This window comes from Marinoscillum sp. HNIBRBA16962 (genome assembly GCF_057801515.1).
In genome coordinates this window covers 3,599,355-3,617,828 of sequence record NZ_CM173603.1, presented here as the reverse complement: position 1 = coordinate 3,617,828, position 18,474 = coordinate 3,599,355, and the positions used below count along the sequence as shown (strand labels likewise).

The window sequence follows — 18,474 nt, the reverse complement described above, 5'->3', positions numbered from 1 at the left end:
CATGAAATTACCGTTTTTATCCTTACTCACTTTACTTAAAATCACTGTATTATTTGGATCGTCAGCATCAGCAATGATCCACTCATCCACCGATTCAAATGAGGGACTAATTGGTTCGTCAGCGGAATCGTCTGTAGATAACCCAGTAGACAATATCTTCCACGTCACTTTGGCTCAGGAGCTATGTGGTTCTGAAAGGGCATGGCTGGTTTATGAGGTCTATGGACTGGCAGACCATGTGGGTGTATCCAGGAGTATCAATGACCAGCTGGCAACAGGTGGATATGCAGGCAGACTAAGTGAAGAATGGTCTCAACAAATAGAGCCGGTTGATCCCAGGTGGCTAAAAGAAGGAGAGAATATCATCCGGTTTGGTGTGCCGGAGAATGGTGAATTTTCCTATCGGGTCAAAAACGTTCGTATCGAGCTGGAAGAGTCTGATTTTCAGCGAGAGTTGGTGATTGGAAAAAGTGCATTCACAGGTGATGGGATCTACTTAAGTGGATACATCACGGGAGAAGCTTCAAAGAAAACAACCCTTACCATTGACGGGAAAAAGGTTGCTGTTACTGACGGTTCTTTTGAATTTGTTCAGCCGTTTGAAAATGCCAGGGCAAGTGCTATTACTGTGGAAGCTACATATCCGGATGGAGAGCAGGTTTGTCAGGAGTTGGAGTTTGATGAGGCCAATGTGACGGATTTCTTTTTAACAGCTAAAGAAAAAGGCACCAGTGCTTTTCAACCATTTCAGGCCCATGAAGCCGGCTCCTTTCAATTTTCCGGGGCTGGATTACAGCTTTCGGACCAGGCGCTGGATGCCTCGTCCACCCTTTCCATTACTACTTTGAGGAATGTAGATATGCCTCCATTAGACCCGGGCATGGTTAATGTCACCAAAGGTTTTAGCGGGTATCGGTTCCTGCCGCATGGTACAGTATTTACAGATAAGGTGCAGGTGGAAATAGGCTATGACCCCTGCAAAATACCAGAAGGATATACGGAAAAAGATATCCGTACTTATTTCTTTGATGAGGGCACTCATCACTGGGTAGCCCTGCCCGTGGATTCGGTGTTAACATCCGACAGTACGCTGCGTTCCTTTACTACCCACTTTACCGATATGATCAATGGGATCATCAAAGTGCCGGAATCGCCGGAAGTAGCCGCTTACAACAGCACCTCCATGAAGGGGATCAAAGCCGCTAACCCTACAGCCGGGATCAACCTGATGCAACCCCCTTCGGCTAACAGTATGGGGAATGCCAACATCAGCTATCCGCTGAACCTTCCGGCGGGCAGAGCCGGTATGCAGCCCCGGCTGGCTCTGAGCTATAGCAATGGTGGAGGCAATGGCTGGCTGGGACTGGGGTGGTCGCTATCAATACCCTCTGTTTCCATTGATACCCGCTGGGGAGTGCCACGCTATGACCCTGATTATGAAAGTGAAACTTATCTGCTTAATGGCAGCCAACTTACCCCGGTAGCCCATAGAGACGAATGGGAAACAAGAAGTACTGGTACGAAGCAGTTTTATCCTCGTGTTGAAGGTGGATTTCAGAAAATAGAACGGCATGGAGATGGCCCGAAGGATTACTGGTGGGAAGTCACTGATAAAAGTGGGACCAAATATTTCTACGGTGGCCTACCGGGGCAGAATTTGGTAGAGTCTGCGGTCTTACGAACAGGCCTGGATACGGGAGCTGTAGCACAATGGCAGCTGCTTGAAGTACGCGACCTCAATAATAATTTTGTTCGCTACCATTATGAGAAAGTAAAAGATAGCGGATTTGAAGATCCGGAAGCAGGTGTGCAGGGGCATGAAATTTATTGTACTCGTATTACTTATACAGGGCATAATCAGACGGAAGGAAAGTATGAAGTACGTTTTGACCGGACCGGTGATCGCAGGGATGATGTTTCGATTGATGGGAGGCTTGGTTTTAAGCGAGTAACAGCTGACTTATTAGAGCGGATTGATATTGTGTTGAAACATGATGGAGAAAAGACCATACGCAGCTATGACCTGATATACGGGAAAGGAGCTTTTTCCAAGACCTTGCTTACACAGATCGATGAATACGATGCGGCAGGTGAGCTATTTACTACTCATACCATGGAGTACTATGATGATGTGGATGCGGCGGGAAATTATAAGCCTTATGATCAGGAGTTTACCACCTGGGGCATTGATGCTGATGATTTAAAAGGTGTTTTCGATGCTAGAAAAGAAGATTTTAAGGGGAAAGTCACTGCTTTAAGCGGTACCCGATCCAACAACCATGGATTTGGTACCGGAGTTGGGGTAGGCTTTAATTGGAGATTCTGGGATAAAAGCAATTCGGTGACAGCAAATTTTGGGTATGGGAAGAGTAACAGCTTCGGAATAATAACCATGATGGATATCAATGGAGATGGTCTACCTGATAAAATATTTCTGGATGAAGATGATCAGTTTTATTATCGACCTAACTTACTTCAGGCTGCAGGTACTCATAAATTTGGAGATCCTTTACCTATTGAATTCGATAAAGAGAGTTTTTATCAGGAAGAAAGCTCAACTATTAACGGGGGGATTCAGGCTCAGTTTGGGCCGGCTTTCGTTTCAGGGGGTCATAGCCGAACCAAGTCAAAAACGTCTACATACTTTAGCGAAGTAAACGGCGATCAGCTTCCGGATATTGTTGATAATGGGGTGGTGTGGTTTAACCATTTAGATACGGAGACAGGCCATATTAGTTTTAGTACAAATAGCTATGGAACACCCAATGCTATTAATGATGGAGAAGGTGTTGAGGGTGGGTTGATCGAAACGGATCCTCAGGAGCGAATTGATCTGATCAATCAAAATCCCTTGCATGATGTGGTAAGAATGTGGATAGCGCCTTATGCAGGAAGTATTCGTATTGATGCCCCTGTTCAGCTCATTGAGCCAATCGATCCTGATGGGGAGAATCTGGATGGGGTCACCGTTAAAGTTCAGGTGGGAGATGAGGAGAAATGGAGCCAACGTATTGAAGCGGGCGATTATACAGAAAAGCCATTTGAAACCAGTACCAATGTAGAAAAAGGGGCCAAAGTATTTTTCAGAGTCCAGTCGGTGGAAAATGGGTTCAATGATCAGGTCCTGTGGGCTCCTACCATTGAATACCTGGACCATGAACCGGAGGTTTTAAACACTTATGGAAAACCACGGGGATATTTTAGCAGTGAAGAAGATTTTGTATTGGCTGGTCAGCAGGAAATTGCTATGCCATATAAGGGTGAACTCGTATTGGAAAGCCCTTTTATCAAGCCAAAAATATCTGATCACCTCACAGGATTGATTACCCTAAATTCAGAATCAGGCCCTGCCGAAGAAATATGGAGAGGTGAATTTAGCCCTGATTCCCTGGTGGATACGTTCATTAATAAGGTTATTCCGGTTGATTCTAATGATGTTCTGAAAATTCAGTTCTTCACTGATAGTAATGTTGACTGGTCGGAAATGGTGTTTGATCCGTTTATTTATTACACTGGTGTTGACAATGAAGATGTTCAGGTGTTTGAAAATCCCGATGCAGAAGACCTTGTACCATTAATCACTTTCAAACCAGTACCGGATTATTATATGTACTCCGGCGTACAATTCCCATCTCATCCTTTAATGGGAGAAAAGGATTCTGTATCCTTAAGAGTAAAACCCTATTTATCATTAGAGGAAGTACCACTAGTAAGTAGTACGGGCCGATTGACCTTTACCATCAAAACTGCTGATTCTCTGATGTTTAAAGATACTCTGGACATTATAGCTGGAGATACTTTAATAGGGATACGTACTTTTACGGGAGCCATAAAAAAAGATGAGGCATTCTATTTTGAGTTTTCGGCAAAGGACTCTGTATTGTATAGTCTCCTTAAGCAGCTGAAACTGGATGTAATCGTTGATGACACTTTGGTCGATACTGACTTTGGGTATTATTATAACAAGGGGAATAAGACCTTTGGTCATCTTTTCAAAGGTTGGGGCCAATTTTCATATAATGGTAATGGGCAATTGGCCGATTCGCCAATTGATCAGGATGCTCTAAAAATAAGTAACAGCCTTACTGGTCTGGAAGAAGACGATTTTAAGGGTAAGGATATTGAACAGTTGGAAAATAGTGGTTTTAGCCCAGCGAATGAGAAATTTATTGTAATGATCCCCTCTGGAAATGGGTGGCAGGGCTATGATAATTTTACTCTTCTTGATGGACTTACTATTCAAAGTTCCAGATTAGGTGTTGATGATATTCCGCCACTTGAAGAAGAAGGTGGAGGTGGTTTTGCGGTAAAGAAAATCTCTGTAAGCAACAATACTTCCCTGTCAGGGGGTATTAGTGTTGATCTCGGAGGTGGTTTTGGCGGAGGAGTAAACGGGAATACCAGTTTTGGTCCTAATAAGGTTCTTTTGGACTTTATGGACATGAATGGGGATAGGTATCCTGATGTAGTTACCCCGGAAAAGGTACAATATACAAGCTATCAAGGTGGGTTGCTATCAGGGTTTAAAGAACATGGTTTTAGTGACTTTACGCATGAAAATTATTCCACGAGTAAAGGTGTGAGTTTATCAGGATCCATGGTAACTGCAGAAACCCAACCATATGAAACCAGAATTGGAAAGGTAAGAGTGGTTGTAGGAAGTGGTAAGAATTCTGTAGGCTTAAGTGGGAACTATGGCCTGGGAGATAGCAGGACAAGGCATACTTTCGCAGATATTAATGGGGACGGTCTTCCGGACAGGCTGACCCAGGTAGAGAAAGATGATAAAGTCTCTGTTGCTTTAAACCTTGGATACCGATTTGCACCGTCTGAAGAATGGGATTTAGGAGATATTCAAGTGGGAAGTAGTAAGAGCTATGGTGGAGGATTAGGAGTAGATATATTAAAAGGAAGTATTAGTGCCGGAATTAGTCTTTCCAGATCAGAAAACCATTCAGACTTCAGACTTCAGGATGTGAATGGAGATGGATTGGCAGATGCTATATTTGAAGTAAGAACCGGATCCGGAAATACAGTTTTTGTTCGGTTTAATCAGGGTGGATCTTTTTCCGAACCCTTTGCCTGGAGTGAGATTTCTGATGTTGGGGAAAGTAGAACCGCGGGATTCTCAGCAAACGGAGCCTTTACTGTAGGATTTCCAATAAATATTGCTCCTCCCATGAAGTTAGTGGTTAACCCTAGTTTTTATGGTGGTTCAAGTATAACACGTGAGCAAAACGGAATTCGTGATATAGATGGAGACGGTTACCCGGATTTTGTGGAGTCCATAAACGATGGACAGCTTAAGTATAAAAGTTCAAAAATCCGCCGGACAAATATGCTCAAGACCGTCCACCGGCCTTTGGGAGCATCATTTACCCTCGATTATAAACCAGAAGGAAGTACCTATGACCATCCGGGTACCGTCTGGACGCTCAGCAAAGTGGAAGTGTATGACGGATTCAGCGGGGATGGGGTAGATACCTTACGGACGGCCTATACCTATGAAGGTGGCTTCCATGATCGGCGTGAGCGTGAATTTTATGGATTTGAAAAAGTCATCACCCGGACCCTTGACGAAAACGGAGCGCTTTATACCGCTGTGGAGCAGACCTTCAAAAATGATAATTATTATGAAAAAGGGCTGCTGGCTACAGAAGTAATGACTGATTCGGTTAGCAAAAAGTATGTGGAAAAAGAAAACATCTATGAATTCAGGGACATTTTTACCGGAGATGAGTTGTCAGGATCTGGCCTGGAAGCAGATGACGGCAATGCTTTCCCGGCGCTGGTGGAGACCGTTCAGCGATTTTATGAAGGAGAAAGTGATGCCGGGAAAACAACCCGAATGACCTACGATTATGATCAGTATGGCAATGTTACGGACTTTTCAGATGAGGGAGATGAAGGCAATGAGGATGATCTGGTGGCTGCTATCGATTACCATGAAGTAGTCTCAGATAACGATTACCTGGTTAGTATGCCAAAGTCCATCGAAGTGCGCGGGGCGAGCGGTACACTCTACCGAAAGCGGGAAGCCGACATCAATGAAACGACCGGGAATGTTACGCAGATCCGGCAGTATCTGAGTAGTGAGACAGCAGCAGTTCACGATATGGAGTACGATGCCTTTGGCAACCTGACGAGGATCACCCGCCCGGAAAACAGTAATGGTGAACGGCTCAGCATGGAGTACACCTATGATCCGGTGGTAAATACCTACACCACTGATGTAAGCAATAGCTATGGGTATACCTCTTCAGCCACTTATGATTTCCGGTTCGGGCAGGTACTTACTTCCACAGACCTCAACGAGCAACAGATCGTTTACGAACTGGATGCCAAAGGAAGGGTAACCAAGATCACCGGACCTTATGAGCGGGCCAATGGTTCCGGGTTTACATTGAAGTTTTTCTATCACCCGGATGGTGGTACGGAAGGAGCCATCCCCTGGGCCTTAACGCAGCACTACGATCCGTCCAACCCGCAAAATGAAATGGAAACCGCGATCTTTGTAGATGGACTGGGAAGAGTTCTGCAAACCAAAAAAGACGGGGCCATTAACCAGGGAGACGGACAACCGGACGAAGAAATGATGATCGTTTCCGGCCGGGTGAAATTTGATGCTTTTGGGCGTACGACAGAAGCTTATTATCCGGTAGTAGAAGCAATCAATAACCAGGGTTATTTTAATGAAGACTTTGATCAGGACGCGCTGCCCACCAAAACCGAATATGATGTATTGAACCGGGCCATTTCCGTAACATTACCGGATCTGGCAGAAACCAAAACAGCATATGGCTTTGGAGACGACCGGGACGGGAAAAGCCAGTTTATGACCCAAACGACTGATGCCAATGGCATAGTGACCGAGCAGTTTACCGATGTGCGCGGGCGGGTGACAGCCGTGAAAAACGTAACCTCCGAAGGTCCGGTATGGACCAGCTTTGCCTACAATGCCATCAACGAGCAGGTGGCTGCTACCGATGACCTGGGATATACCACCTCTTCTGAATACGATCTTTTTGGTCGCAGGGTGAGCCGTGATCATCCGGATGCGGGAGTGACCACCTACAGCTATGACCTGGCTGGCAACCTGACCGAACTACTTACTGCTAATCTTGCTGAACAGGGCTCGTCTGCCGGAGCTTCAGCGCAGGCAGGGGGACCAATCAAATACACCTATGAATTTGAACGGCTCACGGATATCAGCTATCCTGAAAACCCCGAAAATGATGTGCACTACACCTACGGAGAAGCAGGTGCTGAATACAACCGCGCCGGACGCATCGTGCTGCAGGAAGATGCCACCGGGGCACAGGAGTTTTTCTACGGCCCGCTGGGAGAAGTAGTGAAAAACATTCGCACCGTGGTGATCCCGAAATTTGACGAGCAGACTTTTACGACCGAGTGGACCTACGATACCTGGAACCGCCTTACCTCCATGATCTACCCCGATGGCGAAGAGGTAACCTATGAATACAATGAAGGCGGATTGCTGAACTCGATGACTGGAGTCAAAAAAGGACGCAAATATTACTATGTGAAGCAGCTGGGCTATGACAAGTTTGAGCAGCGGGTATTCCTGGCCTATGGCAATGGCAGTAAAATGACCTACAGCTACGAATCTGATAGAAGAAGGCTGGAAAACATGACGGCTGCTACAGGTGCGAAGCGTTTGTTTATGGACAATACTTATACGTACGATAAGGTAAACAACATCCTGGGGCTGAAAAACAATGCACCGGTACCTAAACCCAGCTTTATGGGCGGAGCGAGCGAGTACAGCTATGAGTACGATGACCTGTACCGACTGACCAGCGCCACCGGGCACTACACCGGTCCTAATGAGGAGCACCGCTACAGCCTGGCCATGCAGTACAATACTGTGGGCGGTATCACCCACAAGACCCAATCCCACGACAAAGCCGGTGGAAACGACTGGAATCCGCAGCACAAGACCTCCTATGATATGGCCTATGCTTACGGGCAGGAGCAACCACATGCCCCTACACATATTGGTCAGTTTAGCTACGCCTATGATAAGAACGGAAACCAAACCGGCTGGACCGATGATGTAAGTGGCCAGGAGCGTAGGATTTTGTGGGATGAAGAAAATCGTATCCGCGCCATTTATGATGAGGGCAACATCAACCATTACATTTACGATGCCTCCGGTGAGCGGGTGATCAAGGGAAAAAGCACCGGCCAGGCTGTATATGTGAATGGAAAGAAAGAATCCGCCTCCGGGAGTATCGGAAATTACACGGTTTACGTAAATCCGTATATGGTACTTCAATCTGGTGGCTATACCAAGCATTTCTACATTGAAGGACAGCGAATTGTCTCCAAACTCGGAGGTGGCCAGGATAAGGTGTCGCAAAGCAAGGCCGGTGGAGACGTCATCAACTACTCCCTGAAGCAGGAAGAAATGGAGCAGTCCATTGTCAAAAATCTCAAGTGGTTAGGCGATGACGGCACGGTGCTCACGGCAGGGAAAAGCGGCAAGATCCCGCCGGGACAGGTGAAGGGCACTGGCAATGAAGCCGAGAATATGCAATACTATTACCATCCTGATCATCTGGGAAGTACCAGCTACATCACAGATATAACAGGAGAAGTATATCAGCACCTGGAGTATTTTGCTTTTGGGGAAACTTTCGTAGAGGAGCATAGTAATACTCACCGTACTCCATATAAATTTAACGGTAAGGAGTTGGATGAGGAGACTGGGCTTTATTACTACGGGGCGAGGTATTATGAGCCGAAGGTGAGTTTGTGGTTGAGTGTGGATCCGATGGCGGAAAAGTATCCAGGATGGAATCCTTATAATTACACGCTAAATAATCCTATTAGCTTAATGGATCCTGACGGAAATTCACCAGTTGGACCTAAGCCTAATGTTATTCCAGTTATACTTTCGTTGGATAGAAAAAGTGAGACTATTAAGGTAGGTTTTTCAGGAGCCTATCACCGACCTGCTAGTAAGGAAAGGATTGATCATGTTATAAACAGAGCCAAGAGATTAAAAACAATTGATAACATTAATTCATTAGCAGGATCGGATGGTGGCCCTCCTGTCCTTGGACTCTTAAGTGAAGGTGTCAATATTGCACTTAGTTATGCTAAATCTGATATTTTACAAGAAGCTAGGGCCATTGATACACAAAATAGAGATGTTGCTGTACAAGCTAAGCAAATTAGTACAAGAACAAAATTTGCAGTTAACACAATAAAAAATTTGGATATTGCGAACAGTGAAGGTGTCTTTGGTAAAAATATTGATGATAATACGTTAATGGATTTAGCTAATTATTCAATCTTTAGTGAATTTAGTGATCCTAAAGCAATGCAATTTTATAAAGGCATATTTAAAGGACAAGGAGATGTTTCTACAGGTCAATATTTAAGCAAATTAAATTCACTTTACAACAAATATCAAAATGCATACAATAAGGATAAAGATGAAAATAGTCAAGGTATAATTAATGTAAGCAAGTTGGATGGGCCTCCTATTTTAATAGATAAGCCTGATAATAGAGTATATAAGAGTTTAGATGAGAATTGAATAAGAAGAATATAATGCGAATAGTAATATTTACTTGTATTGTTACTTTGTGTGGTTGTGTAACCAAATCAAAATTGAATAACGACACAGAAGGAAAAATGGCTATTGAAGATTCGTTAAAATATGAAATTCGAGATTTGGGCCAGATCGAAAGAGATTTGTATGATTACTACATGGATACAGAAAAGTATTTAAAAGATAAACATGACATATGTGATGAAGAAATTAATTCATATATGCAATTACTAATTGATGATGGTACAATTGATCCACCTTACATAATTATTAATGAAGGTGCAGAGTTGAATTATAAAACTTTAACTTATCAAGAATACAAAAAATATATCAAAAACGTAAAGTTGGATTCAACCAAACAACTACGATTGAATTATAATTAGAATCTATTGAAAAAGTAAAAACTCCAGCTAGGGCGCGTTTGCAACGCGACCTAATCCCCCTCTGGTACGGAAGTAACTTCCTTCCGTGCCTGGATAGAAAAGTACTGGGCAGGCCGTGTACGTAAATGGGAGAAAGAATCCGCCTCCGGGAGTATCGAACTATACGGTTTACGTAAAATCCCTATATGGTACTCCAATCTGGTGGCTATACCAAACACTTTTACATCGAGGGACAGCGCATCGTTAGCAAGCTGGGAGGTGGCCAGGATAAAGTCAACAATTCCAAGGCTGGTGATGGTGAAACGGCCATCGATTACTCCGTCAAACAGCAGGAGATGATCGAATCTATTGTGAAAACCTTAAGTGGTTGGACGATGATGGAACCGTGTTAACTGCTGGTAATAGCGGTAAGATTCGGGGGCGCCTAGCCCACCAGGACAAGCCTACGCGGCCCGGTAAAAGGGAACCGGGAATGTAGCAGAAAATATGCAGTACTACTACCATCCTGATCATTTGGGCTCCACAAGCTATATCACTGACATCACCGGAGAGGTTTATCAACACCTGGAGTATTTTGCTTTTGGAGAGACTTTTGTAGAAGAGCATAGTAATACGCACAGGACTCCGTACAAATTCAACGGTAAGGAGCTTGATGAAGAGACTGGGTTGTATTATTATGGGGCTCGTTACATGGAACCTCAAATCAGTACAATGTTATCCGTTGACAGATTTGCGGAGAAATATCCTGGGATGAGCCCATATAGCTACGGAGCTAATAATCCAGTCAAATATGTTGATGTTAATGGGGATTCCTTATGGATCACACAGCGTACAGGTTTTTTAGGGTTAGGAGGTAAGCAAACTTTAAGATATGAAAATGGCAATCTTTATAACCAAGATGGATCTGCCTATACAGGAGATTTAAAAGGGTTTACCTCAAAGGCTTTTGAAGCTTTAAATAATTTAAATAGTGTGTCAGAAGGTTCTTCCCGTCTTAGAACTTTAGAAAGTAGCAACCACGACTTTACCATAAAAAGGGGTAAAAATGAATTTATCCCTTCGAGTAAAAGTAGAGCTTCAATAGCGCTTAATGCCCAAATAAGTGGAGGATCAATACCTGCTGGAGTAACTGTAGGTTCTGGTGGCACTATTAAATGGTCTCCTGGTAGTACACAAGGGGGAATGAATACTTCGGGAAATACTGAGCGACCAAGCTTTATAGGTTTAGGACATGAGTTATTAGGACATGCCTATACTTCCAACCAAGGAATGACAGATTTTCGAGCTCATTCTTCAGGTCTTTTTGCTATGGATGAATTAAATGCATCTCATGTAGAAAATCTGATTAGAGCGCAATGGCATCTCCCATTGCGAACATCGTATGGTTCGGAGCAGCTTGTAAAGCCTGGTTCTGGTAGATTTAGTTCTTTTTATTACAATTCACAAACGGGTTCTTATTATGATCAGATAAATTATCAGCAACACTATTTTGGACCCCATTCAGGAAGATGATATGGAACGATTTACTTATATATGTTTACTTCTTTACCTTATGGTTATAAGTTCATGTGTTGTAATGAAAAAACAAGGCTTAAAAGAAAGAATTATCAATTTGAATAAGCAAGAAGCACCTTCAGTGGCAATTACAGTTTCAAAAGGCAAAATCTATCTAGAAAGTGATAATGTATTGGAAATGCTCAATAGAGAACTTAAAAAAAATCTGAATAGCCAAATAGAGTCTGATAAAAAAGCATTATTAAATTTTCTGAAGGGTGAGAAGCAAATTTATGAAATTACAGAAACCGACGTAGCTTACTTTAGTGGTATGTTATCTATACTGGATAAGCTCTTAAAAAAGGGCGAAGCTCAAGTATTTAATTCTTCAGGAGCACAAGTATATAAAGTAAAATTAAAGGAAATGCATGGCTTGTACGGTTCTTATACACGAGGCTATACCTTTATGGATGGAGAAGAATTAATTATAACTTATGGGGAATTGGGAGAGTAAGTTTTTTGTTCTTTGAAATAAAAGAAAGAATCCGCTTCCGGAAGTATGTTTTGTCTACCAAAGCTCTTCTCAATCACCGAAATGGGAAGAAAGAATCTGCCTCCGAAAACATCGGAAATTATACCATATACGTTAATCCTTACATGGTACTTCAATCAGGCGGCTATACCAAGCATTTTTATATTGAAGGTCAGCGGATTGTGAGCAAGCTGGGCGGTGGGCAGGACAAGGTTAACAATGCCAAGGCTGGGGATGGTGAAACAGCCATCGATTACTCAGCAAAGCAGCAGGAAATGATTGAGTCTATTGTGAAAAACCTGAAGTGGCTTGGAGACGATGGGACAGTTCTAACCGCTGGGAAGAGTGGAAAAATACCCCTGGACAAGTTAAAGGAACAGGTAATGTAGCTGAGAATTTGCAATTCTACTATCATCCGGACCACCTGGGATCTACCAGTTATATCACAGATATTACCGGTGAGGTTTATCAGCATCTTGAGTATTTCGCTTTCGGGGAGACGTTTGTTGAGGAGCATTCAAACACCCATAGGACACCATATAAATTCAATGGCAAGGAGCTGGATGAGGAAACGGGCTTGTATTATTACGGGGCGAGGTATTATGATGCTAAGGCGAGTGTTTGGTTGAGTGTGGATCCTTTGGCGGAGAAGTATCCTGGTACATCGGCCTTTGCTTATGCAATGAATAACCCAATCAAATTTATTGACCCTAATGGTTTAGAAAATATTGTGGTAACAGGTGGAGATTATGAGGTTGGAGGAAAGAATAAATATAAGTACGAATTTGTTGAAACATCTATTAATAAATTGAAAGAATTATCGAGTCAAAATGAGAAAACAACTTGGATTGTTGTGGGTAATAATTATAGTGAAGGAGACCTTAAAAAGATGAAAAAAATTGCAAAAGAAATGGGTGTTTCATTCAAAGAAATATCTACAAAAAAGCAATTGATATCTTATATAAATAATGGTTCTGACAGAGCAAATGATCAAATTACAGATATGGCATATTTTGGGCATGGAGGTTCGGATGGTGCTATGTGGCTTGATGTTACAGATAAATCTCAAAATTTCGGAATCAATGATGTTGGTAGTTTAAACCCCAGTGCTTTTAAATCAGCTAACATAGGACTCTACGGTTGCAACGCGGCCACTCCATCAGATTTTTGGGAAAACCCTGATCAGATGGCGGCATCAATAACCCCTAGCTCATCATTAGCACATGCCATATCAGCCAGAACCAACTCGAGTGTAATGGGTTTTTGGGGTAAATCTGATTATTCAATGATTAACTCAGGGGAATCATACCTTAATAAGATGAATCGAGCTTTAAACGGTTTTAATACAGGGGGGTCAGTGAGTATGCCGATTACTGGCTATAAAGGTTCTGGTAGTCGCTATTTATCGATAAATGGAAAAAAAGTAAGAGCAACCACAGTAAGGATTATAAGATAATGAGAGAATCATTAAATATATTGATTATTGTATTGATAAGCGGCTGCACGGACAATCCTAATATGAAAGATAGTTTGTTAACATCAGATATAAATAAACCATTTATTGATGAATCAACATATCAAACCATAGATTTTACAGATACAATTGCTTTTAACGTACTTAATAATCCATTTCAATTGGATGCTAGTTATAATATGAAGTTATTTCTTAATGATGATTTGGTTTATCAAGGAGAATATCACGACTTTATTTTAATATCAGTCCCTAGATATGAATACGGGAAAAGTGTTGAAATTTTACTCCAGATAAATGATACTCGTGATCCGAAAGTTATATATAGTAGTGAAGTAGGCGAATTTCTCATCTGGCGAAAAGACTTAAATGAAATAGCATTAGTGTATTTAGTGGATAACACTAAGATTGAAAGTGGTATGCTTTTTATAGCCTCTGAGTATCATCTTGGGAAGTGATTCCTGCTCGGATTTGTAATCCGTGCATTCGATATTAAGTAAAACAATATTATATACAAAGCCAGGGCATTGTTAGTAAGCTGGGCGGTGGTTTTGATAGTAATGGCTAGGGACCACAGAAGCAGGCAATGATAAAATCAACTATAATACCAAGCATCAGGAGCTATTTGATGGCATTGTGCGAAACCAAAAATTTCTTGCTCCGGATGGTACGATATTGACTGCAGGCAAGAGCGGCAAGATCCCTCCGTGACAAGTGAAGGGAACGGGGAATGAAGCTGAGAATTTACAGTTTTATTACCATCCTGATCATTTAGGAAGTACAAGTTATATTACGGATATTACGGGAGAGGTTTATCAGCATCTGGAATATTTTGCTTTTGGGGAGACTTTTGTTGAGGAGCATTCAAACACCCATAGGACACCATATAAATTCAATGGAAAGGAGCTTGGTGAGGAGACAGGGCTTTATTCCTCATTTCGCTACCAGAGAAAAAGCCTTCTTCACTGGCAAAATGAAGATAGGCCTAGTGAAAGCTATGTTAAGTCCGCTTATTATGACAAAATAGAAAATATTGAAATTGTTTATGGGGATGGTTTTGAAATTACATCGGCGTTATTGATAAAACCCAAAAATGGTCAAAAGTTTAAAGTCTATTTCAACGGTGAAAAAGGTGAGATCGATTCTATTTATCATGAAGTCAAAAGATTTTTAAAATAACCCATTCCGGTCGTAGAATAGGAATTAGCTTAACCACCTATGAGTAGAATTTTACGCTTTTTTTATCTTTCAGGTAGTCAAGGTCTATTAGAGATCGACATGATATAGAACCTTAGTGATTGACTAAATTTAGATTGATGAAAAGGTTAGATATGAGAATAATATTATCCTGCGTCATTGTGATACTAGGAATGAGCTTAACAGTTCAAGGTCAAAATATCTCAGAAGTTGTTTCCAAAGAGATTAATTTGGACTGTTTGGTGGATTCGAAAGCGGATGTAGAAGGCTACAGCTTTTATAAGACGTTAAAGGAGGATGGCTTTATTAATGCAGATATTAAAGTGTATTATTCTGCTTTTAAGAAAAAAGACAATAGGCTTAACAAAAATTATAAGTATGATATCATTTATGAAAGTTGGAAAGTAAGAGACCAGAAAAAAATACCTGAATTGCTCAATGAATTAGAGGAAAAGTTATCAGATATGTTTTATGAAAAGCCTCCAAAGGTTATCCTATAGAGATGATGAAATTCATGTGTTTTCTACTTGGGGGGCTGTTTATAGAGGTGATCTATACCAAATTCAAGATTTATTAGTGAAGAAATATAACATGGAATTTTTGTAACCACCAGCTCGGTTGCAATTATATTGTGGCTAGTATCTTTGGAGTAATTGCAATACGAAAAAATGATTAACAGTCCCCGCAAACACAGAAGTACATTGAGAATCAGCGAAGATCAGCGCGAAAAGAATGTGTTACAGTCTGCCTGAGACATTATATCGTTAACAGAACACTATTACTTAAACTGATAAAGTTTCTCAAGCTGGTCAATGGAATTAATTGTAACCCCCTGGTCTTTTATCAAGCCGTCATTTAAGCTGTAAACCCATCCATGGATATAGGGAAATTCTCCTTTTCTCCATTCTTCCTGAATAAATGATACCTTGGATAAGTCTTTTACCTGTTGCTGAACATTTCGCTCCACAAACCGGTCAAACCGTTTACCTTCATCGCTGATACCATCAAGCTCTTCCTGATGCAGTCGGTAAACATCTTTGATATGCGTTACCCAGTTATTGAGATATCCCAGATCCTCATTACCCATAGCTGCTTTCACTCCGCCACACCCATAATGGCCACATACGATCACGTGTCTTACTTTCAAAACCTTTACAGCATAAAAAACCACACTTAGCAGGTTAGAGTCAGTATGAACCACCATATTGGCAATGTTCCTGTGAACAAATATTGATCCTGGAACCGTGTCGGTGATTTCCGTGGCGGGTACCCGACTGTCAGAACATCCTATCCAGAGAAACTCCGGACTTTGCCCTTTGGACAGATTTTTGAAAAACTCAGGCTTGAGTTTCAGGGTATCTGCTACCCACTTCTGGTTTCCTTCTAATAATTTTTTGTATGAATCTGACATGTGTCGAGAGTTTTGTTTGCTAATATAAGTCTCAGCGGCTAAAAATAAATAGCTAAGCGGAAAACGGCTGTCGAGTCTGTGAGGACTTTAGGCGAATTATTTTGTTGTAACTTTTAAAAAGTTATTTAGTTTCATTAATTGATTGAATTATTTCTGATATTTTAGAAATCTGTTTAATCTCCTGTTTTACATTTAAGCTTTTTGTAAGCTTGTCGGAAGGGCTGAAATATTTTTGGGAATATACCAATTACACCAAGAATTCATCACTTGTAAATTTCAGGCACCAAGTTTGATAAGATTTCGTTTTATACGCTAACAAGAATACTCGATATATGAATAAGCTATTATTGATTTTAGGATCCCTGGTTATCACGTATGGTTTTGGTGGTGTTGGATATGTAATAAGTGAGGAGCTGGAGGTTCAGGACTCTCTGAAAGTTCTGAGCCCCAAGCCGGAACATGCAAGTGAAACCTTTGTAATAGTAAATCTACTTAATCGATATCATTATGGGAAAATTGATCTTAATGATTCATTATCCTCTGTCGTCTATGATAACTACATGAGCGCCCTGGACCCAAATAAATCTTATTTTTTGAAGGAAGATGTGGAACAGTTCGAATCCTTGCGATACCAGCTGGATAACAGCCTTCCGGAAGGAGATCTGAAGTTTGCTTATGAACTTTTCAGTATCTACAGAACCCGCTCACTCGAACGAATAAGCTATGTATATGACCTTCTGGAAAAGGAAATGGATTTTTCAGAAAAAGAATATTTCGAGACAGATCGAGAAAACCTGCCCTGGCCGGAAACTACCCAGGAGCTAAATAAGGTTTGGGATAAGATTATCAAAAATCAGGCACTTAGTTACAAACTTGCAGGTAAGGAATGGCCTGACATTGCCGATGCGCTGAAAAAGCGCTATAAACGAGTGGAAAAGGCAATCTATCAATATAATAGTGAAGATGTTTATCAGGCCTACATGAATGCATTTACGAGTGCATATGATCCCCATACGGATTATTTTTCTCCGATCGCAAAGGAGAACTTTCAAATTGATATGAGCCTTTCCCTTGAAGGAATTGGAGCCCGACTTACTCAGCAGCTTGATTATACCAAAGTGGCTGATATCATTCCGGGTGGACCAGCCTATAAAAGCAAAGGCCTTCAAAAGGATGATAAGATCATAGGTGTAGCTCAGGGAGATGATGGAGAGTTTGTTGATGTTATCGGCTGGCGGTTAGACGATGTAGTCCAAAAGATCCGTGGCCCAAAAGGGTCGGTTGTACGACTTCAGCTCCTGAAGCATGATGAAGATATCAGTGCACTTCCTGACACCCTCCGGCTCGTAAGGGATAAGATCAAACTGGAAGAAGCTGCTGCTAAAGCAGAGGTTATTCCATTGACGGAAGGCAATCAAACGTATCGGTTAGGAGTGATCACAGTTCCCAGCTTTTACATAGACTTTGATGAGATGAATAAAGGTGTAAAAGACTATAAGAGTACAACCCGGGATGTGAAGAAGCTGATAGCTGACCTCAAGATAAAAGGGATCGATGGTCTTTTAGTTGACCTGAGGTACAATGGAGGAGGGTCGTTGCAGGAAGCCATTGAACTTACGGGATTGTTTATTCCTCAGGGGCCGGTGGTTCAGGTTCGAAATACTGATGAATCAGTAGACGTGCTTCGTGATGAAGATCGGGGAGAAGTACTTTATGACGGGCCACTTGCGGTATTGACAAACAGGTACAGCGCTTCGGCATCAGAGATCTTTTCAGGGGCTATACAGGACTATAACAGGGGTATAATAGTTGGCGAAAACACCTTTGGAAAAGGTACTGTCCAGAACCTGATTGATATAGGAAGGTATATGCGGCAGGATGACGTGGAGCTCGGTCAGCTAAAAATGACCCTGGCTAAATTTTACCGGGCTACGGGCAGCAGTACTCAGAAAATAGGCGTTTCCCCGGATATTTCATTTCCATCGCCTTACGAGGATGAGGCCTTTGGGGAGAGTGGTCGGCCAAACGCGCTACCATGGGATGAGATCAGCTCTGCTTCATTTAAGCCAACAGATGATATTTCTCCTGAACTGCTCAAACAGCTACGGAGACTATATACAGATCACCTGGAGTCAGATAAGGATCTGAAGAAGCTTGTGGCAGACATTGAGCGAGTTAAAGAATTGAGACGTGAGACTACTGTTTCGCTTAACCTGGAAGAACGAAAAGCCCTTCAGCAAAAAGAAGAGGAAACTGAGTCGGATCTCTCAACAACCCTGAGTGGAAGTGAGATAATTACTGATGAAGAGATAGGTAAAAAGCTGTCAGAGGATCCGTATCTGAAAGAAGGACTCAGACTTTTGGCAGAACTGTCAAAAAATAAAATAGGTTAGATGCAACCTT

Annotated in this window: 12 protein-coding genes; 11 read left to right on the top strand and 1 reads right to left on the bottom strand. The window is 41.9% G+C overall.

Annotation, left to right across the window (positions count from 1 at the left end; genetic code table 11):
• Nucleotide 1: 1 nt before the first annotated feature.
• The 10 genes from AC3E9V_RS14940 to AC3E9V_RS14895 all read left to right on the top strand — a co-directional run bounded on the left by AC3E9V_RS14940 (nucleotide 2) and on the right by AC3E9V_RS14895 (nucleotide 15,160).
• A complete protein-coding gene (locus tag AC3E9V_RS14940; protein ID WP_488748934.1) occupies nucleotides 2-9,568 on the top strand; it encodes a SpvB/TcaC N-terminal domain-containing protein in 9,567 nt (3,188 codons plus the stop codon).
• 74 nt (nucleotides 9,569-9,642) lie between these two features.
• Entirely contained in the window at nucleotides 9,643-9,966 is a 324-nt protein-coding gene (locus tag AC3E9V_RS14935) for a hypothetical protein (protein WP_488748933.1), read from the top strand.
• Between the two features lie 185 nt (nucleotides 9,967-10,151).
• The gene (locus AC3E9V_RS14930; RefSeq protein ID WP_488748932.1) at nucleotides 10,152-10,358 is read left to right on the top strand and encodes a hypothetical protein; all 207 of its coding nucleotides are present in this window, start codon (nucleotides 10,152-10,154) and stop codon (nucleotides 10,356-10,358) included.
• 94 nt (nucleotides 10,359-10,452) lie between these two features.
• Complete coding sequence (locus AC3E9V_RS14925; protein WP_488748931.1) at nucleotides 10,453-11,478, top strand: RHS repeat domain-containing protein; 1,026 nt, start codon at nucleotides 10,453-10,455, stop codon at nucleotides 11,476-11,478.
• Nucleotides 11,479-11,542: 64 nt separating this feature from the next.
• Complete coding sequence (locus tag AC3E9V_RS14920) at nucleotides 11,543-11,974, top strand: hypothetical protein (RefSeq protein ID WP_488748930.1); 432 nt, start codon at nucleotides 11,543-11,545, stop codon at nucleotides 11,972-11,974.
• A 50-nt stretch (nucleotides 11,975-12,024) separates the two neighbouring features.
• On the top strand, nucleotides 12,025-12,381 hold the full coding sequence (locus AC3E9V_RS14915; protein WP_488748929.1) for a hypothetical protein: 357 nt from the start codon (nucleotides 12,025-12,027) through the stop codon (nucleotides 12,379-12,381).
• Nucleotides 12,297-13,448: an RHS repeat domain-containing protein gene (locus AC3E9V_RS14910; RefSeq protein WP_488748928.1), complete on the top strand. Its 1,152-nt coding sequence runs from the start codon at nucleotides 12,297-12,299 to the stop codon at nucleotides 13,446-13,448. Before AC3E9V_RS14915 ends, AC3E9V_RS14910 begins: the two co-directional genes overlap by 85 nt.
• Nucleotides 13,448-13,921: a hypothetical protein gene (locus AC3E9V_RS14905; protein ID WP_488748927.1), complete on the top strand. Its 474-nt coding sequence runs from the start codon at nucleotides 13,448-13,450 to the stop codon at nucleotides 13,919-13,921. Before AC3E9V_RS14910 ends, AC3E9V_RS14905 begins: the two co-directional genes overlap by 1 nt.
• Nucleotides 13,922-14,177: 256 nt before the next feature.
• Complete coding sequence (locus AC3E9V_RS14900) at nucleotides 14,178-14,642, top strand: RHS repeat domain-containing protein (protein WP_488748926.1); 465 nt, start codon at nucleotides 14,178-14,180, stop codon at nucleotides 14,640-14,642.
• A 137-nt stretch (nucleotides 14,643-14,779) separates the two neighbouring features.
• Nucleotides 14,780-15,160 (top strand): hypothetical protein, encoded by a 381-nt coding sequence (locus AC3E9V_RS14895; RefSeq protein WP_488748925.1) that lies wholly within the window; start codon nucleotides 14,780-14,782, stop codon nucleotides 15,158-15,160.
• A 278-nt stretch (nucleotides 15,161-15,438) separates the two neighbouring features.
• Here AC3E9V_RS14895 and AC3E9V_RS14890 read toward each other — a convergent pair whose 3' ends face one another.
• The gene (locus AC3E9V_RS14890; RefSeq protein ID WP_488748924.1) at nucleotides 15,439-16,071 is read right to left on the bottom strand and encodes a carbonic anhydrase; all 633 of its coding nucleotides are present in this window, start codon (nucleotides 16,069-16,071) and stop codon (nucleotides 15,439-15,441) included.
• Between the two features lie 332 nt (nucleotides 16,072-16,403).
• Between AC3E9V_RS14890 and AC3E9V_RS14885 the strand changes: the two genes are divergently transcribed.
• Nucleotides 16,404-18,464: a carboxy terminal-processing peptidase gene (locus AC3E9V_RS14885; RefSeq protein WP_488748923.1), complete on the top strand. Its 2,061-nt coding sequence runs from the start codon at nucleotides 16,404-16,406 to the stop codon at nucleotides 18,462-18,464.
• Nucleotides 18,465-18,474 lie beyond the last annotated feature (10 nt).